This is a genomic window from Rhizobium sp. BK399, assembly GCF_014194695.1.
Classification (GTDB): domain Bacteria; phylum Pseudomonadota; class Alphaproteobacteria; order Rhizobiales; family Rhizobiaceae; genus Rhizobium.
The window spans coordinates 282482-298204 of the sequence record NZ_JACIAH010000006.1; the positions used below are offsets into that span (position 1 = coordinate 282482).

At 61.9% G+C, this 15723-nt stretch carries 16 protein-coding genes; 8 read left to right on the forward strand and 8 right to left on the reverse strand.

Annotation, left to right across the window (positions count from 1 at the left end; translation table 11 throughout):
- Positions 1-4 precede the first annotated feature (4 nt).
- The 4 genes from FHT97_RS15635 to FHT97_RS15650 form a co-directional block, all read right to left on the reverse strand.
- Positions 5-1642: an ABC transporter ATP-binding protein gene (locus FHT97_RS15635; protein ID WP_183863430.1), complete on the reverse strand. Its 1638-nt coding sequence runs from the start codon at positions 1640-1642 to the stop codon at positions 5-7.
- A complete protein-coding gene (locus FHT97_RS15640; RefSeq protein ID WP_183863551.1) occupies positions 1639-2787 on the reverse strand; it encodes an ABC transporter permease in 1149 nt (382 codons plus the stop codon). Before FHT97_RS15640 ends, FHT97_RS15635 begins: the two co-directional genes overlap by 4 nt.
- Complete coding sequence (locus FHT97_RS15645) at positions 2787-3881, reverse strand: microcin C ABC transporter permease YejB (RefSeq protein WP_183863432.1); 1095 nt, start codon at positions 3879-3881, stop codon at positions 2787-2789. The genes FHT97_RS15640 and FHT97_RS15645 overlap by 1 nt, the downstream gene beginning before the upstream one ends.
- 156 nt (positions 3882-4037) lie before the next feature.
- Entirely contained in the window at positions 4038-5876 is a 1839-nt protein-coding gene (locus FHT97_RS15650) for an extracellular solute-binding protein (protein ID WP_183863434.1), read from the reverse strand.
- Positions 5877-6104: 228 nt separating this feature from the next.
- Between FHT97_RS15650 and mepA the strand changes: the two genes are divergently transcribed.
- The 6 genes from mepA (at position 6105) to FHT97_RS15680 (ending at position 12109) form a co-directional block, all read left to right on the forward strand.
- Entirely contained in the window at positions 6105-7193 is a 1089-nt protein-coding gene (gene mepA, locus FHT97_RS15655; protein WP_183863436.1) for a penicillin-insensitive murein endopeptidase, read from the forward strand.
- A 92-nt stretch (positions 7194-7285) separates the two neighbouring features.
- Positions 7286-7666: a methylglyoxal synthase gene (locus FHT97_RS15660; RefSeq protein WP_037115063.1), complete on the forward strand. Its 381-nt coding sequence runs from the start codon at positions 7286-7288 to the stop codon at positions 7664-7666.
- Positions 7667-7700: 34 nt separating this feature from the next.
- The gene (locus FHT97_RS15665) at positions 7701-8723 is read left to right on the forward strand and encodes a glucokinase (RefSeq protein ID WP_183863438.1); all 1023 of its coding nucleotides are present in this window, start codon (positions 7701-7703) and stop codon (positions 8721-8723) included.
- A 96-nt stretch (positions 8724-8819) separates the two neighbouring features.
- Positions 8820-10607, forward strand: a complete 1788-nt coding sequence (locus FHT97_RS15670; protein WP_183863440.1) for an ABC transporter ATP-binding protein — start codon at positions 8820-8822, stop codon at positions 10605-10607.
- Positions 10608-10627: 20 nt separating this feature from the next.
- The gene (gene dapB / locus FHT97_RS15675; RefSeq protein WP_183863442.1) at positions 10628-11452 is read left to right on the forward strand and encodes a 4-hydroxy-tetrahydrodipicolinate reductase; all 825 of its coding nucleotides are present in this window, start codon (positions 10628-10630) and stop codon (positions 11450-11452) included.
- 21 nt (positions 11453-11473) lie between these two features.
- Complete coding sequence (locus FHT97_RS15680; RefSeq protein WP_183863444.1) at positions 11474-12109, forward strand: 2,3-bisphosphoglycerate-dependent phosphoglycerate mutase; 636 nt, start codon at positions 11474-11476, stop codon at positions 12107-12109.
- A 62-nt stretch (positions 12110-12171) separates the two neighbouring features.
- On the opposite strand, the gene FHT97_RS15685 is transcribed toward FHT97_RS15680, so the two are convergent.
- The gene (locus FHT97_RS15685) at positions 12172-12585 is read right to left on the reverse strand and encodes a helix-turn-helix domain-containing protein (protein ID WP_183863446.1); all 414 of its coding nucleotides are present in this window, start codon (positions 12583-12585) and stop codon (positions 12172-12174) included.
- Between the two features lie 87 nt (positions 12586-12672).
- Between FHT97_RS15685 and FHT97_RS15690 the strand changes: the two genes are divergently transcribed.
- Complete coding sequence (locus FHT97_RS15690) at positions 12673-13509, forward strand: oxidoreductase (RefSeq protein WP_183863448.1); 837 nt, start codon at positions 12673-12675, stop codon at positions 13507-13509.
- Positions 13510-13555: 46 nt separating this feature from the next.
- On the opposite strand, the gene FHT97_RS15695 is transcribed toward FHT97_RS15690, so the two are convergent.
- The 3 genes from FHT97_RS15695 to FHT97_RS15705 are packed head-to-tail and all read right to left on the reverse strand — an operon-like array spanning position 13556 to position 15122.
- A complete protein-coding gene (locus FHT97_RS15695) occupies positions 13556-14239 on the reverse strand; it encodes an MIP/aquaporin family protein (protein WP_183863450.1) in 684 nt (227 codons plus the stop codon).
- A complete protein-coding gene (locus FHT97_RS15700; protein WP_183863452.1) occupies positions 14239-14769 on the reverse strand; it encodes an arsenate reductase ArsC in 531 nt (176 codons plus the stop codon). Before FHT97_RS15700 ends, FHT97_RS15695 begins: the two co-directional genes overlap by 1 nt.
- Positions 14766-15122 carry a metalloregulator ArsR/SmtB family transcription factor gene (locus tag FHT97_RS15705; RefSeq protein WP_183863454.1) on the reverse strand — a complete coding sequence of 119 codons (357 nt, stop codon included), beginning with the start codon at positions 15120-15122 and terminating at the stop codon, positions 14766-14768. The genes FHT97_RS15700 and FHT97_RS15705 overlap by 4 nt, the downstream gene beginning before the upstream one ends.
- 42 nt (positions 15123-15164) lie before the next feature.
- Here FHT97_RS15705 and FHT97_RS15710 point away from each other — a divergent pair, with 42 nt between their 5' ends.
- Complete coding sequence (locus FHT97_RS15710; protein WP_183863456.1) at positions 15165-15695, forward strand: DUF6428 family protein; 531 nt, start codon at positions 15165-15167, stop codon at positions 15693-15695.
- Positions 15696-15723 lie beyond the last annotated feature (28 nt).

The window sequence follows — 15723 nt, forward strand, 5'->3', positions numbered from 1 at the left end:
GTCTTTACTGTTGGACGGCGGGCGTCGGCACCGCCTCGATGTTGAAGGCGGCAGCCATCAGCGCCTTGGTATAGTCATCCTTCGGCGCACCGAAGATATCGGCGGACGATCCCTGTTCAACGACCTTGCCGAAGCGCATGACGATGACGTCGTTTGCCAGCGCCTTCACCACCTTCAGGTCGTGGCTGATGAAGAGGTAGGCGAGATCGTGCTTCTTCTGCAGATCTCGCAGGAGATCGACGACTTGCGCCTGGACGCTCATGTCGAGCGCCGAGGTCGGCTCGTCCAGCATCACGAAGCGTGGTTTCAGTACCATGGCGCGGGCTATGGCGATGCGCTGGCGCTGCCCGCCGGAGAATTCGTGCGGATAGCGCCAACGGGTCAGCGGATCGAGCCCGACCTCCTCCAGCGCCCAGCAGACCCGGCTGTCGCGCTCTTCATAGGAGAGCGACCGCTCATGCACCTTCAGACCCTCGGCAATGATGTCGCCGACCGACATGCGCGGGCTGAGCGAGCCATACGGATCCTGGAACACGACCTGCAGCTGGTTTCGCAGCGGTCGCATTTCCGTAAATGAATAGCTGGCTATATCCTCGCCGACGAAGCTGATCCGGCCCTGCGAGGAGATCAGCCGTGTCAGCGCGAGGCCGAGCGTCGTCTTGCCGGAACCGGATTCACCGACGACGCCGAGCGTCTGGCCAGCGCGCAGCTGCAGGTCGATGCCGTCGACGGCCTTCACATGATCGACGACCTTGCGCATCAGCCCGGCCTTGATCGGGAACCAGACGCGGATGTCGGATCCCTGCATCACGATCGGCTTCGAGGAATCGGCAACCGGTGGTTCACCGCGCGGCTCGGAGGCGAGCAGATGCCGCGTGTACTCATGCTTCGGATTGCGGAAGACTTCTTCCACCGTGCCGGTCTCGACGATCTTGCCTTTGGTCATGACGCAGACCCGATCGGCGAACTTGCGCACGATGCCGAGGTCGTGGGTGATGAACAGCATGGACATGCCATGCTGACCCTTCAGCTGCCGCAGCAATTCGAGGATCTGCGCCTGCACGGTGACGTCGAGCGCGGTCGTCGGCTCGTCGGCGATCAAAAGCTCCGGTCGGTTGGCGAGCGCCATGGCGATCATCACGCGTTGCCGCTGGCCGCCGGAAAGCTCGTGCGGATAGGCTTTCAGCCGCTTTTCCGGCTCGCGGATGCCGACCTGGTTCAGCAGTTCGAGTACCTTGGTGCGTGCCGCCTGACCGGTCACGCCCTGGTGCAGCTCGAGAATCTCTGCGATCTGCTTTTCGATCGTGTGCAGCGGGTTGAGCGATGTCATCGGCTCCTGGAAGATCATCGTGATGTCGTTGCCGCGCACCTCGCGCAACGCCTTGTCGGATGCCTTCAGGAGGTCCTTGCCCTTGAACAGGATTTCGCCGGAGGGATGGCTGGCCGCGGGGTAGGGGAGCAGCCGCAGGATCGAGTTGGCGGAGACCGACTTGCCCGAACCGGACTCCCCGACCAGCGCCACGACCTCGCCCTTGCGGATATCGAAAGAAACGTGATCGACAGCCAGCGATGTATCGCCGCCCTGGTGGAATGCCACCGAAAGATCGCGAACGGACAGCAGTGTTTCGGCAGCGTCACTCATTGAAACGTCTTCCTGGGATCGAATGCGTCACGAACCGCCTCGCCGATGAAGATCAACAGCGACAGCATGATCGACATGGTGAAGAACGCGGTCAGTCCGAGCCACGGCGCCTGCAGGTTGGCCTTGCCCTGTGCGATCATCTCGCCGAGCGACGGCGAGCCCGGCGGCATGCCGAAGCCGAGGAAGTCGAGCGAGGTCAGCGTGGTGATCGAGCCCGACAGGATGAACGGCAGGAAAGTCAGCGTCGCCACCATCGCGTTCGGCAGAAGATGCCGCCACATGATCGTCCTGTTGCCGACGCCCAGCGCTCTCGCCGCTCTGACATACTCGAAATTGCGCGCCCGCAGGAACTCGGCGCGTACGACGCCGACGAAGCCGACCCAGGAGAAGAGCAGCATGATCCCAAGCAGCACGAAGAAGCCGGGCGGCAGGATCGCCGCGATAATCAGCAGAATGTAGAGCACCGGCATCGACGACCAGATCTCGATGAAGCGCTGCAGTAAGAGGTCCGTCCAGCCGCCGAAATAGCCCTGGATCGCACCGGCGGTGACGCCAATGACGGCCGAGCAGATCGTCAGTACCAGGCCGAAGAGCACGGAGATGCGGAAGCCGTAGATGACGCGGGCAAGCACGTCACGCGCCTGATCGTCCGTGCCGAGCCAATTGAGGTTGCCGAAGTTGCAGCCGGGATCGGAAGCACCCTGCGGATATCCGGAGCAGCGCTCCTCCTTGCTCATCATCCAGAAGGGCGCCGTCGGCGCCGAATGCGGGATGTTCGAGTTGACGGACCGATAGGAGTAGTGGATCGGCGGCCAGATCATCCAGCCGTTGGCATTGATCTCGTCCGAGATCACGTCGGAGCGGTAATCGGTTTCCGCCAGAAACCCGCCGAACTTCTCCTCGGGGTAGTTGACCAGCACAGGGAACAGGATCTCGCCCTTGTAGGAGGCGATGATCGGCCGGTCGTTGGCGATGAACTCGGCAAACAGGCTGAGCACGAACAGCACGAGGAACAGCCACAAGGACCAGTAGCCGCGCCGGTTGGCCTTGAAGTTCTTCCAGCGCCTGATGTTGGTCGGCGACAGCAGCCCCTTGCGCGGCGGCTTGACCGGCGTTGCGGTCGTCGGATTGGCGGCGGTGTCCATCACACATCCCTCCGCTCGAAGTCGATGCGCGGATCGATCCATGTGTAGATCAGGTCGGAAACCAGGCTGACGAACAGGCCGAGCAGCGAGAAGATGTAAAGGGTCGCAAAGACGATCGGGTAGTCGCGGTTGACCACTGAGAGATAGCCGAGCCGCCCCAGCCCATCGAGCGAGAAGATGTTCTCGATCAGCAGCGAGCCGGTGAAGAAGGCGGAGATGAAGGCGCCGGGGAAACCGGCGATGATGATCAGCATGGCGTTGCGGAACACATGGCCGTAAAGCACCTGCCGTTCGTTCAGCCCCTTCGCCCGCGCTGTCACCACATATTGCTTCTTGATCTCCTCGATGAAGGAGTTCTTGGTCAGCAGCGTTGTCGTTGCAAAGGCGGCCAGCGAAAGCGAGATCAGCGGCAGCGTCAGGTGCCAGAAGTAGTCGAGCGGCTTCTGCCACCAGGCGAGCTGGTCGAAATTGTCGGAGACGAGGCCACGCAGCGGGAACCAGTCATAGAAGGATCCGCCGGCAAAGAGCACGATCAGCAGGATACCGAACAGGAAGCTCGGGACGGCGTAGCCAATGATGATGATACCCGAGGTCCAGACGTCGAAGGTCGAGCCGTCCTTGACCGCCTTGCGGATGCCGAGCGGGATCGAGATACCGTAGGAAAAGATCATGATCCAGATGCCGAGCGAGGCGGAAACCGGCAATTTTTCCTTGATCAGTTCGAGAACCGTGGTGTTGCGGAAGAAGCTCTCGCCGAAGTCGAAGCGGATGTAGTTCCACATCATCTCGCCGAAGCGCGTCAGCGGCGGCTTGTCGAAGCCGAACTGCTTTTCGAGCTTCTTGATCAGTTCAGGATCAAGCCCCTGCGCGCCGCGGTACTTCGAGCCGCCTTCGTCGAGGCCACCGCCGCCGAGAAGATCGCCGCCACCGCCTGAAAGCCGCGAGTCGGCGCCTTGCGCATCGCCGGTCAGCTGCGCAATTACCTGCTCGACCGGACCGCCCGGCGCGAACTGGATGACGGTGAATGAGATAGCCATGATGCCGATAATGGTCGGGATCATCAGAAGCAGGCGGCGAAGGATATAGGCTCCCATCAGCGAGCGGCCTCCGGGGGTTTCTGTCGTAGGCTGTCCAGTCTAACGCCGCTCAATCGTCAACCTTCCTTTGCCGGTCAGTCCCGGCACTGATCATGTCCGAAGTGATTCGGTTGGCCCATTTGGAGCCCAGCCGTCAGGCCAATGCAAGTCCGCTCATTTCTTGGCGGAAGACGACCACCAGACATCAGGGAAACCGGTCGAGTAGGTCGGATATTCGGCCGGCCGGGTGATCGTGTTCCAGTAGGTGATCGACTGCGTATCGCGGTAGAACAGCGGTACTACGTAGTGGCCCGCCAACAGCACGCGGTCGAGCGCCTTGATCGCCGCCACCTGCTCGTCTCGATCAGGCGCGAAGATCACCATGCGGATCAGCGCGTCGATTGCTGGGTCTGAAATGCCGGCATAGTTGCGCGAGCCCTGCTGGTTGGAGGAGCCGGAACCCCAGTAGTCCGCCTGTTCGTTGCCGGGGTTCATCGTCTCGGCCCACACGTTCCAGATCATGTCGTAGTCGAAGCTGCGCACGCGATTGGTATATTGCGAGGCGTCGACGGTGCGCACCCGCACATCGATGCCGATCTTCTTGAGGTTGTTGGCATAGGGCACGGCCCAGCGCTCGAAGATCGGGCTCGACAGCAGGATCTCGAAGCTCATCGGCTTGCCGGTCTGCGTGTTGACCATGCGGTTGCCCTTGATCTCCCAGCCGGCTTCCTTCAGCAGCTTGATCGCGGTGCGCAGGTTATCGCGGCTCTTCTGCGGGTCGCCGCCGACAGGGTTTGAATAGGTCGTGGTGAAAATCGAAGGCGAGAGCTTGTCCTTGAGGCCGGTGAGGATTTCGAGCTCGCGCCCCTGGGGTAGGCCGGAGGAAGCAAGCTCGGTATTCCAGAAATAGCTGTCGATGCGCTTGTAGCTATTGAAGGCGACAGTGCGGTTCAGTTCCTCGAAATCGAAACCGTAATTCAGCGCCTCGCGCACCTTCTCGTCCTTGAACGTGTCACGGCGGGTGTTCAGCACCATGGCCTGCATGATGCCGGTGGCGCGCAGTGCGTTCGGCACGTCCTCTTTCTTCACGCGGCCTTCCTTGACGGCGGGGAAATCATAGCCGGTCGCCCAGCGCGCGGCGAGAGTCTCCTGCCAGAAGTCGCTGTTGCCGGCGCGGAAGGCTTCGAACTCAACGTCACGGTCGGCATAGTAGGTGTAGGTGATCGAGCCGAAATTGTTCTGCCCGACATTCACGTTGAGGTCCTTGCCCCAATAGTCGTCGCGCAGCTCGTAGCGGATCGTCGCCCCTGCCGAGAATGCGGCGATCTTGTAAGGCCCGGAGCCCATGACCGGTTCCAGCGTCGTCTTGGCGATATCGCGCGGCTTGCCGTCGGCCCCCGTGCCTTCCCACCAGTGCTTCGGCACCACCACGAGCTGACCTAGGATATTGGGAAGCTCCTTGTTGTTCTTCTCGTCGAAGGTGAAGGTCACGTCGCGCTCGCCCGATTTCTCGGCCTTGACCACATGCTTGTAGTAGTTGGAAGCGAGCGGGTTGAGCTCCTTGACCTTGTCGAAGCTGAAGATCACGTCCTCAGGCGTGACGGGCTTGCCATCCGCCCACTTCGCCTCGGCGCGCAGCCGGAACGTCGCGCTCGAGACGTCGTCGGGATAGGAAAGCCCTTCCGCAAGCAGCCCGTAGGAGGCGAGCAGCTCGTCGTCCGCCGATTTCATCAGCGTCTCGAACGGCAGCGTCAGGCCGACCGCTGTTTGGCCCTTAGAAAGCAGCGGGTTGAACGTGTCGTAGGTGCCGGATGCCGATAACCTGAGATTACCGCCCTTCGGCGCATCCGGATTGACGTAGTCGAAATGTTTGAAGCCCGGCTTGTATTTCAGCTCGCTGATGACGGAACTGCCGATGCGGAAATTTGGCTCCTGGGCAACGGCCTGCACGGGCAACGCTATTGTGCCGAGAAGAGAAAAGACCACAGCAAGTTTCGACCACGTAAGCGCCATTCGCCAACCCCGATTGTTTTTCTGCTTTCGCCGACAATAGGCGAAAAGCAGGCGAAAAACAGGTGATGTGGGAGTTTTTGTCTGGCTCGCGAGATCGTGACCATTTGTTGCTCGGGCAAGCCTGGCTCATTCCCTGCTGTGCAAAACATCGATTCACCAAAATTGCTTTTCACGGTAGATTCGATTGCAAATCACTCGGCCTTGCGCCGCAGACGCTCAGGACATGGCATGGCTTTCCATACCACCAGGACTTTCCAGACATTTTTGAAATTGGCGTTCGCCGGCCTGCTTGGCACAAGCCTTGTTGCCGGCGAAGTCGGTGCCGAGCAGAAGCAACCGAGTCCCGGCAGCGCCAAGGCGATTTTCGGCTCCGTTTCCCTGCCGAACCAGGGAACAGCTCAGCCTTATGGCTTCTATGCCAAAGGCTGCATGTCCGGCGCCGTCGCGTTGCCGGTCGATGGACCCACGTGGCAAACCATGCGGCTTTCGCGCAATCGCCGCTGGGGCAATCCCGCCATGATCTCGCTCTTGGAGCGGCTGTCTCGCGATGCGGCAAAGTATGACGGATGGCCTGGTCTGCTCGTCGGCGACATCTCGCAGCCGCGCGGTGGACCGATGTTCAACGGTCATGCGTCACACCAGATCGGACTTGATGCCGACATCTGGCTGACGCCGATGCCCGCTCACCCACTCAGCATCGAAGAACGCGAAACGCTGCCCTTCACGACGATGCTGCAGAAGAACGCGTTCCTGACAATCAACCCCAACGTCTGGACCGAATCGCGCGCCAGGCTGTTGATGCGTGCGGCGAGCTATCCGCAGGTGGAGCGGATTTTCGTCAATCCAGCCATCAAGAAGAAGATGTGCGATACCTGGACGGGAGACCGCACCAATCTTGGCAAGCTGCGCCCGATCTACGGCCACGATTCGCACTTCCACATCCGCATCAAGTGCCCACCGGGCTCAACCGCCTGCAAGCCGCAAGCGCCGGTGCCAACTGACGACGGATGCGGAAAGCCGCTGGCATGGTGGTTCACCAAGGAACCCTGGGCGCCGCCGAAGCCACCGAAGCCCGGCACGAAGCCGGTCAAGCCGCGCGAAGTGATGGTTTCCGACCTTCCGAACGCCTGTGCCGCGGTTCTCGCAGCGCCGTCCGTCGACTCTATCCAGGCCGCGACGTTCGGCGGTGCTCCCGGTGCTCCCGGTGCTCCCGGCGCGCCCGCGGTTGCGCCTATGGCGGTGATGCCTGCCGCGACGTCCGACGAGGCGCTGCCCGACATCGGCCCGGTACCGGACGACAAGCCGTCCGGCGAGTGACGCATTGCCAGCACTGCAGCGGTCTTTCAAAAGACGGGCGCTTCGTATAGAAGCAGCCAAATCGATTGAATTTTCAGGCGGAGGTCCTTTTCATGGCCGGCGGCAAGTGCCTTGCATTGATTGCGCATGACCAGAAGAAGGACGACATGGCGGAGTTTGCCCGCCGCAACCGCGAGACATTCGCGAACTGGAAGATCGTTGCCACCGGTACAACGGGCGGCCGGGTGCTGGAGGCCGCTCCCGATCTCGATGTAACCCGCCTGAAAAGCGGCCCGCTCGGCGGCGACCAGCAGATCGGCGCCCTGATTGCGACCGGCGAAGTCGATGCTCTGATCTTTTTTGTCGATCCGCTGACGCCGATGCCGCATGATGTCGACGTCAAGGCTTTGATGCGGCTTGCAATCGTCTACGATATCCCGATGGCGCTGAACGAGGCGACCGCCGACAAGCTTATTGCCACCCTTCACGCGTAACCGGCGCTTGAAAGCGCCTCGCAGGGAAACTGCCATGCAACTCGACACCAGCGACACCGTCATGCCCTTTCCGATCCTGATCGGCGATATCGGCGGCACCAATGCCCGTTTTTCCATTATTCCGGATGCCGAGGCAGAGCAGATCCATTTTCCCAATGTCCGCACCGCCGATTTTGAGACGATCGATGATGCGATCCGCAGCTGCATTCTGGAAAAGAGCAGCCTGCGGCCGCGTTCGGCGATTCTGGCCGTTGCCGGGCCGATCAGCGCTGACGAAATTCCGTTGACGAACTGCGACTGGGTCGTGCGTCCGCGAACGATGATAGACGGTCTCGGTATCGAGGACGTTCTTGTCGTCAACGACTTCGAGGCACAGGCACTCGCAATCTCGGATCTCTCTGACGAACATCGTGAGCAGCTGGGCGACGCGTCCGGCGAGATGATCGCCTCGCGTCTCGTCCTCGGCCCCGGCACCGGTCTCGGTGTTGGCGGGCTCGTGCATGCACGTGGCGCGTGGATCCCCGTGCCAGGCGAGGGTGGCCACGTCGATCTCGGGCCGCGCACCGCACGCGACCTGCAGATCTTCCCCTATGTGGAAACGATCGAAGGCCGAGTATCGGCCGAGCAGATCCTCTGCGGCCGCGGCATCGTCAATCTCTACCGGGCGATCTGCACGGCGGATGGCATTGCCCCGGTCTATTCCGATCCGGCGGACATCACCTCCCATGCGTTGGCCGGTTCCGACGCCGTTGCCGTCGAGACGATCAGCCTGTTCTCTACCTATCTCGGCCGCGTTGCCGGCGATATGGCGATGATCTTCATGGCCCGCGGCGGCGTGTTTCTGTCGGGTGGCATCCCGCAGAAGATCCTTCCAGCACTGAAGAAACCGGAATTTCGCGCGGCGTTCGAGGACAAGGCGCCGCATTCCGAGCTATTGGCGACGATCCCGACCTATGTCGTAACGCACCCCCTCGCGGCTCTTGCCGGGCTGTCGTCGTATGCCCGCAAGCCCGAGAGTTTCGGGGTCTCGACCGACGGCCGTCGCTGGCGGGCCTAACGGCTCTGGTCAAAAGGCCGTCAACTCTTTATAGAGCCGCGCGAGCGCACGCAGTCATGAGGGCTCGCGTGTCCTGACACACAGGAAGACTGATTTTTGCAATCACCCGACACCCAGAAGACGCCCGTTAACAGCGACAGCATCACCGGCATCTTGAAGCGCATCCTCGCGGAAAACGGCCGTGATCATCTGTGGGGCTATGTTTTTGCGATCACCTGCCTCGTCATCGTCGCCCTGTCGACGGCGTATACCGCCTGGATCATGAAGTCCGTCGTCAATGAGGCGTTCCAGAACCGGCGTGCGGATATTGTCTGGGCGATCTGCTTTACAATTTTCATTGCCTTCGTCGCGCGCGGTTTCGCGAGCTACGGCCAGGCGGTGGTGCTCTCGAAGATCGGCAACAATATCGTGGCGCGATATCAGCAGCGTGCCTATTCGCACCTGATGAAGCTGTCGCTCGGCTACTTCAACCAGACGCGCTCGGCCCACGTCGTTTCGCAGCTCAATCAAAACATCAGCGGCATTCGCGATGTGATGAACCTGACGATCACCTCGACCGTGCGCGACCTTCTGACGTTCGTCTCGCTGCTGGCGGTGATGATCATCCAGGATCCGCTGCTGAGCCTCGCGGTGTTTGTTCTGGCGCCGCCTCTTCTTTACGCATTGCGATATGTGTCGAAGCGGCTTCGTACCGCGACAAAAGACGCGATCCACGTAAACAACCATGTCGCAGGCGCGATGCAGGAAACGATCCAGGGCATCGCTATCGTCAAGGCCTTCACCATGGAAGGCCAGCTGGAAGGCAAGGTTGACAGGCTCGTCGAGAGCGCAGAACGGCGCGCGAACCGGATCGCCCGCCTGTCGGAACGGACGGCACCGCTGACGGAAAGCTTTGCCGGCCTCGCGGTCGCCAGCGTCCTTGCCTATGCCGCCTACGGCACGATCTATAACAACATTCCACCGGGCGCCTTCTTCTCTTTCGTCACAGCGTTGCTGCTCGCATACGATCCCGCACGCCGCCTCGCGCGCCTGCAGGTGCAGATGGAGCGCGCTGTCGTCAACGCCCGCATGATCTACGAATTCCTCGACACGGTCCCGCATCAGCGCGACGTGCCGGACGCGAAGGCGCTCGTCGTCACGGACGCCAAAATCGAATTCCGCAACGTTTCCTTCGCCTACGGCGAGGATGAAGTGTTGCGCGATGTCAGCTTCTTCGCCGAAGGCGGCAAGACCACGGCGCTGGTTGGTCCGTCCGGCGCCGGCAAGTCGACGATCATCACCCTCATTCCGCGCTTCTATGATCCGAAGGCCGGTCAGATTCTGATCGATGGTCAGGACATCGCGCACGTAACGAAGCAGTCGCTGCGCGAGCAGCTGGCCTATGTTTCCCAGCAGCCGTACCTCTTCGAGGGCACGATTCGCGACAACATCCGGTATGGCCGCCAAGAGGCGACCGACGAGGACGTCGAACGCGCGGCCCGCCTGGCCTATGCGCATGAGTTCATTCTTGCGCAGCCGCAGGGCTACGACACGCCGGTCGGCGAGAATGGCGTGACGCTCTCCGGCGGTCAGCGCCAGAGGCTCTCCATCGCCCGCGCGCTGGTCCGCAACGCTCCGATCCTGCTGCTCGACGAGGCGACCTCGGCGCTCGACACCGAGTCCGAGGCGGCCGTTCAGAAGGCGCTCGATGAGGCCATGGTCGGCCGCACAGTGGTCGTGATCGCCCACCGTCTTTCGACCGTCGTCCGCGCCGACAAGATCGTCGTCATGCAGCAGGGCCGCATCATCGAAGAGGGCAACCACGACAGCCTTGCGCGGCGCAGCGACGGTCTCTACGCTCGACTCAACAATCTGCAGAGGCCGGCCGCCTCCGATGCCCGCTGACAATAGGATGATCGACTGACATGAGCGATGCTGCGATGAAACTGGTGGTGGTTGGCGCAGCAGGGCGCATGGGGCAGACGCTCATCCGTCTCATTCACGCCATTGACGGCGTGACATTGCATGCCGCCGTCGAGCGCACCGGCTCGCCCTTCCTCGGCAAGGACGCCGGCGAAATTGCCGGTCTCGGCCCGAATGGCGTGATCATCGGCGATGATCCGCTGGCGGCCTTTCTCCATGCCGAAGGCGTTCTCGATTTCACGTCGCCCGCCGGCACGGTGGAATTCGCCGCCTTGGCGGCCCAGGCACGCATTGTCCACGTCATCGGCACGACCGGCTGCTCGGTCGACGACGACGCGAAGATCGCGGCTGCTGCCCGTCACGCCCGTGTCGTGAAATCAGGCAATATGGGCCTCGGCGTCAACCTGCTCAGCGTCCTCGTCGAACAGGCGGCTCGTGCCCTGGAACCTGCCGACTGGGATATCGAAGTTCTCGAAATGCATCACAAGCGCAAGGTCGATGCACCCTCAGGCACCGCACTGCTGCTTGGCGACGCGGCGGCCAAGGGCAGAGGCATCGACCTCGCCTCGCATTCGGTGCGGGTGCGCGACGGTCACACCGGCCCGCGCGAGCAGGGCACCATCGGCTTTGCGACGCTGCGCGGCGGCTCCGTCGTCGGCGAGCATTCGGTGATCTTCGCCGGCGAGGGCGAAACCGTAACGATGTCGCACAGCGCCACCGACCGCTCGATCTTCGGCCGCGGCGCCGTCAAGGCAGCGCTCTGGGCGCGCGACAAGAAGCCCGGTCTCTATTCCATGCTCGACGTGCTCGGGCTTTCTTCAAAGTAATCTTTTTCGGAGGCATTTTTCATGAGCGGCACTCTCGTCCTCGTTCGCCACGGCCAGAGCGACTGGAACCTCAAGAACCTTTTCACCGGCTGGAAGGACCCTGATCTGACCGAACTCGGCATTCAGGAAGCCAACACCGGCGGCAAGGCGCTCGCCGATTACGGCATCAAGTTCGACGTCGCCTTCACCTCGGATCTGAAGCGCGCCCAGGACACGCTGAAGATCATCCTCGACAACGTCGGTCAGCCGGACCTCAAGGCCTTCAGGGATCAGGCGCTGAACGAGCGCGACTACGGCGATCTCTCCGGTCTCAACAAGGACGACGCCCGCGCCAAGTGGGGTGAAGAGCAGGTCCATATCTGGCGCCGCTCCTACGATGTTCCGCCTCCGGGCGGCGAAAGCCTGCGCGACACCGGCGCCCGCGTCTGGCCGTACTACCTGACCGAAATCCTGCCCCGCGTCCTGCGCGGCGAAAAGGTGCTGGTCGCCGCCCACGGCAACTCGTTGCGCTCTCTGGTCATGGTTCTTGACCGTCTGACCAAGGAACAGATCCTGGCGCTGAACCTCGCGACCGGCGTTCCGATGGTCTACAAGCTCAACGCCGACTCGACCGTCGCTTCCAAGGAAGTGCTTGGCGATATGTCCGGCGCGCATTGATATCGATTGCGCCTCGCACGTCCGGCTGCGCGGCGCTTTCCAGCCTTGTCGCCACCAGCTTACTAGCTCTTTGACGTGGCTCCCGCCCGGGGCGCCTTTGCTCGGGCCGCCTCGAAATCCGGCAGGCGGTTGGCGATCCACTGCCAGAGCGTCACCACCTCCACCAGAAGCTCGCCGCCGAGCGGCGTCAGTTCATACTCCACCCGCGGCGGCACCTGTGGGTAGAGCGTCCGCGTCACCAGCCCGTCGCTTTCGAGCGTCCGCAGTGTCTGCGTCAGCACCTTCTGGCTGATCCCCTCGACCCGCTCCAGAACCCGCGAAAAGCGCAAGGGGGCCTTGGCCTCGGCAAGGATGTGCATGACGCGCAGCGGCCACTTTGCGCTGGCGCGCTCCAGCATCTCGCGGGCCAGCGCATCCTGCGCGTCGGTCAGTGTCTCGCAAAAATCGAATGTACCATCGTCCAGGTCAGTTACCATTAGGTATGTATAGCTCCTGCGGGTGCCTTCTTTCAAGATGAAACCGACTTGCCTATATGGTCTTGCGACGGATCAAGGAGATTTTGGATGTCACAGGTTTGGTTGATTACAGGCAGCTCTCGCGGCCTCGGCAGGGCGCTTGCGGAAGCGGTGCTGGCGGCAGGGCACAAGCTGGTCGCGACCGCGCGCGATCCATCGCAGCTAGAGGATATCAAGCACCGCTACCCCGCCAATGTCTTGACGATTCCTCTTGATGTGACCGACGAGCAATCGGCCGCATCAGCCGTGAAGGCAGCGGTTGAGACGTTCGGACGCCTCGACGTGCTCGTCAACAATGCAGGCTACGGCGACGTCGGATCGATCGAGGATACCAGCCTTGCCGATTTCCGCGCCCAGATCGAAACCAACCTGTTTGGAACAATCATCGTCACCAAGGCGGCGCTGCCGCTGATGCGCGAGCAGGGTTCCGGTCACATCATCCAGTTTTCCTCCGTCGGCGGCCGCATCGGCCCAGCCGGCCGCGCGCCTTATGCGGCCGCAAAGTGGGGCGTCGAAGGTTTCTCGGAGGTGCTTTCCCGGGAAGTCGGTCCGCTCGGCATCAAGGTGACGATCATCGAGCCCGGCGGCTTCAGGACCGATTTTGCTGGCGCCTCTACCACGCTCCGAGAAGGGCGCCCGGAATACGAAGACACCGTCGGCAAGATGGCCCGCTACCAGCGCGACTACAACGGCAAACAACCGGGCGATCCAGCAAAGGCGGCCACGGTAATCATCCATGTCGCCGCTCTCGCTGAACCACCGCTGCGCCTGTTGCTCGGCAGCGATGCGGTGCGCGGCGTCGAGCAGAACGATGCGGTGCGAGCCAAGGAGCATGTGGCCTGGCGGGATCTCAGTGTCTCCACCGACTTCGAGCCCGGTCGCTGATGCCTCCATCCACGGTCGCCTTTCTGCACGCGGCTGGGCGTGAAATTTAGGCTCTGCCGGTCTGAGCACTACTTGGCCGCAGAAGCCAAGTACACAGGATGAGGGCGGCGACCGCTCCGGCAATCTCGGCGAGCCAGAATCCCGGCAGGTCGACCGGACGGATCCCGGAGAAGGTGTTGGTCAACGATCGTGCCAAAGCGACGGCGGGATTGGCGAACGAGGTCGAGGCAGTGAACCAATAGGCGGCCGTGATGTAGAGCCCCACCAGCCAGGGCACTGCTTTTTGTTCGAACTTGACGCTGGCGAGGATCACCGCCACCAGCCCGAACGTTGCAACGCCTTCTGAAAACCACTGCGCGCCGCCGGTACGGACCTTGGTCGACATTTCAACAAGTGGCAGGGCGAACATCAGGTGAGCGGCGATCGTGCCAGCCACGCCGCCGACGATCTGAGCCAGGATGTATCCCCCAAAGTCGCGCTTCGGCAACCTGCGGGAGAGAGCGAAAACCAGCGAGACCGCAGGATTGAATTGGGCGCCGGAGATCGGGCCGAGGATGGTGATCAATACCACCAGGATCGCGCCCGTCGCCAGCGTGTTACCCAACAGTGCCAGGCCGACATCCTGGGTGAGCGATGCCGCCATGATGCCGGAGCCGACCACTGTTGCGACAAGCATCGCTGTCCCGAGCGCTTCTGCAACCAGCCGGCGCGGCAGATCAAACCCGGCCATCAGCTTGCCTTGGGCTGCCGGATGCTGGTGCCTTCGAGGGCGCCGATCTGGCGCAGGTGCGTTTCCAGCGCAAGCTTGTCGATCGAGGACAGCGGCAGGCTCAGAAAAGCAGTGATACGATTCTTCAGGAAGCGGGCGGCTTGCGCGAAGGCGCGGCCCTTGTCGACTTCGCTGCCTTCGACGGTAGCGGGATCCTCAACACCCCAATGAGCAGTCATGGGATGGCCAATCCACACCGGACAGGCCTCGCCGGCTGCGCTGTCGCAGACCGTGAAGATGAAGTCCATCTCCGGAGCGCCTGGCGCGGCGAATTCGTCCCAGTTCTTCGAACGGAATCCGGTCGACGGATAGCCTTGCGCTTGCAGCTCCTTCAATGCGTAAGGGTTGACCTCTCCCTTCGGCTGGCTGCCGGCCGAATACGCTTTGAACCGGCCTTTGCCTTCCGTGTTGAGAATGGATTCGGCCAGGATCGAGCGAGCGGAATTGCCGGTGCAAAGAAAGAGCACGTTGTAGGTGCGGTCGGTGGTCATTGCAGTTCCTCCTCCATCTTAGGGGCGCAACAGGCCGCAACCTCGGCGGCGGGCGCGCAGATTTCCGGGTGTCCGGAGCAGCAGTCTTCCATCAGGAAGCGAACCAGGCCGCCGAGCGCCTCGTAGTTTGCGGTGTAGATGATCGATCGGGATTCTCGCTGTTGCGCGATCAGGCCAGAGCGTTCCAGTTCCTTCAGGTGGAAGGAGATGTTGGAGGGCGATACCTCCGCCTGTTCTGCGATTGCGCCCGCCGCCATGCCTTTTGGGCCGGCGACCACGAGCATGCGGATGATTTGCAGGCGGGTTTCCTGAGATAGCGCGCCGAACGCAACGAGGGCTTGACGTTGATCCATATTTCAACAATCCTTGAATAATTGAAATTAGGAATAACGCAGATGGATACGATCGACAATAGCAAAGTTCAGGAAGACGATATCACGCTCTGCCAGCTACTCGGCGTGCTTACGGGCGCCAACGATTTTCCGCTGATATTCTACTACGACGGACGACCGGTGAAGCCGGGCTATCATGTCACCGAGGTAAAGGCCGGCCAGTTCTCGGCGCTGGACTGCGGTGCCAACCGGGAAGCATGGACGGAGATCTTCGTTCAGCTTTGGGATATCGAGGAGGACGACCGTACCCATATGCCTGCCGGCAAATTCCTCGCGATCATCCGCAAGGTTACTGAGGCCGTGAAGATCGACGATTCAGCCAAATTGACATTCGAAGTCAGCGACGGCGTTCAACCGATGCAGCTTTACCGCGCCGCGATGCCAGTGCTGCGCGACGGCACCGTGCACGTCGACCTGTCGCCGCGGCCGGCGAGCTGCAAGCCGCGCGATCGCTGGCTTGCGGAACAGCCCGCACAATCTTGCTGTATTCCCACTGCGAGCGCGAAGCCGGTTGACGCTGAGCCGAGCGCGTGACTGTCGGGCGAGGGCGGCTGATCAACGC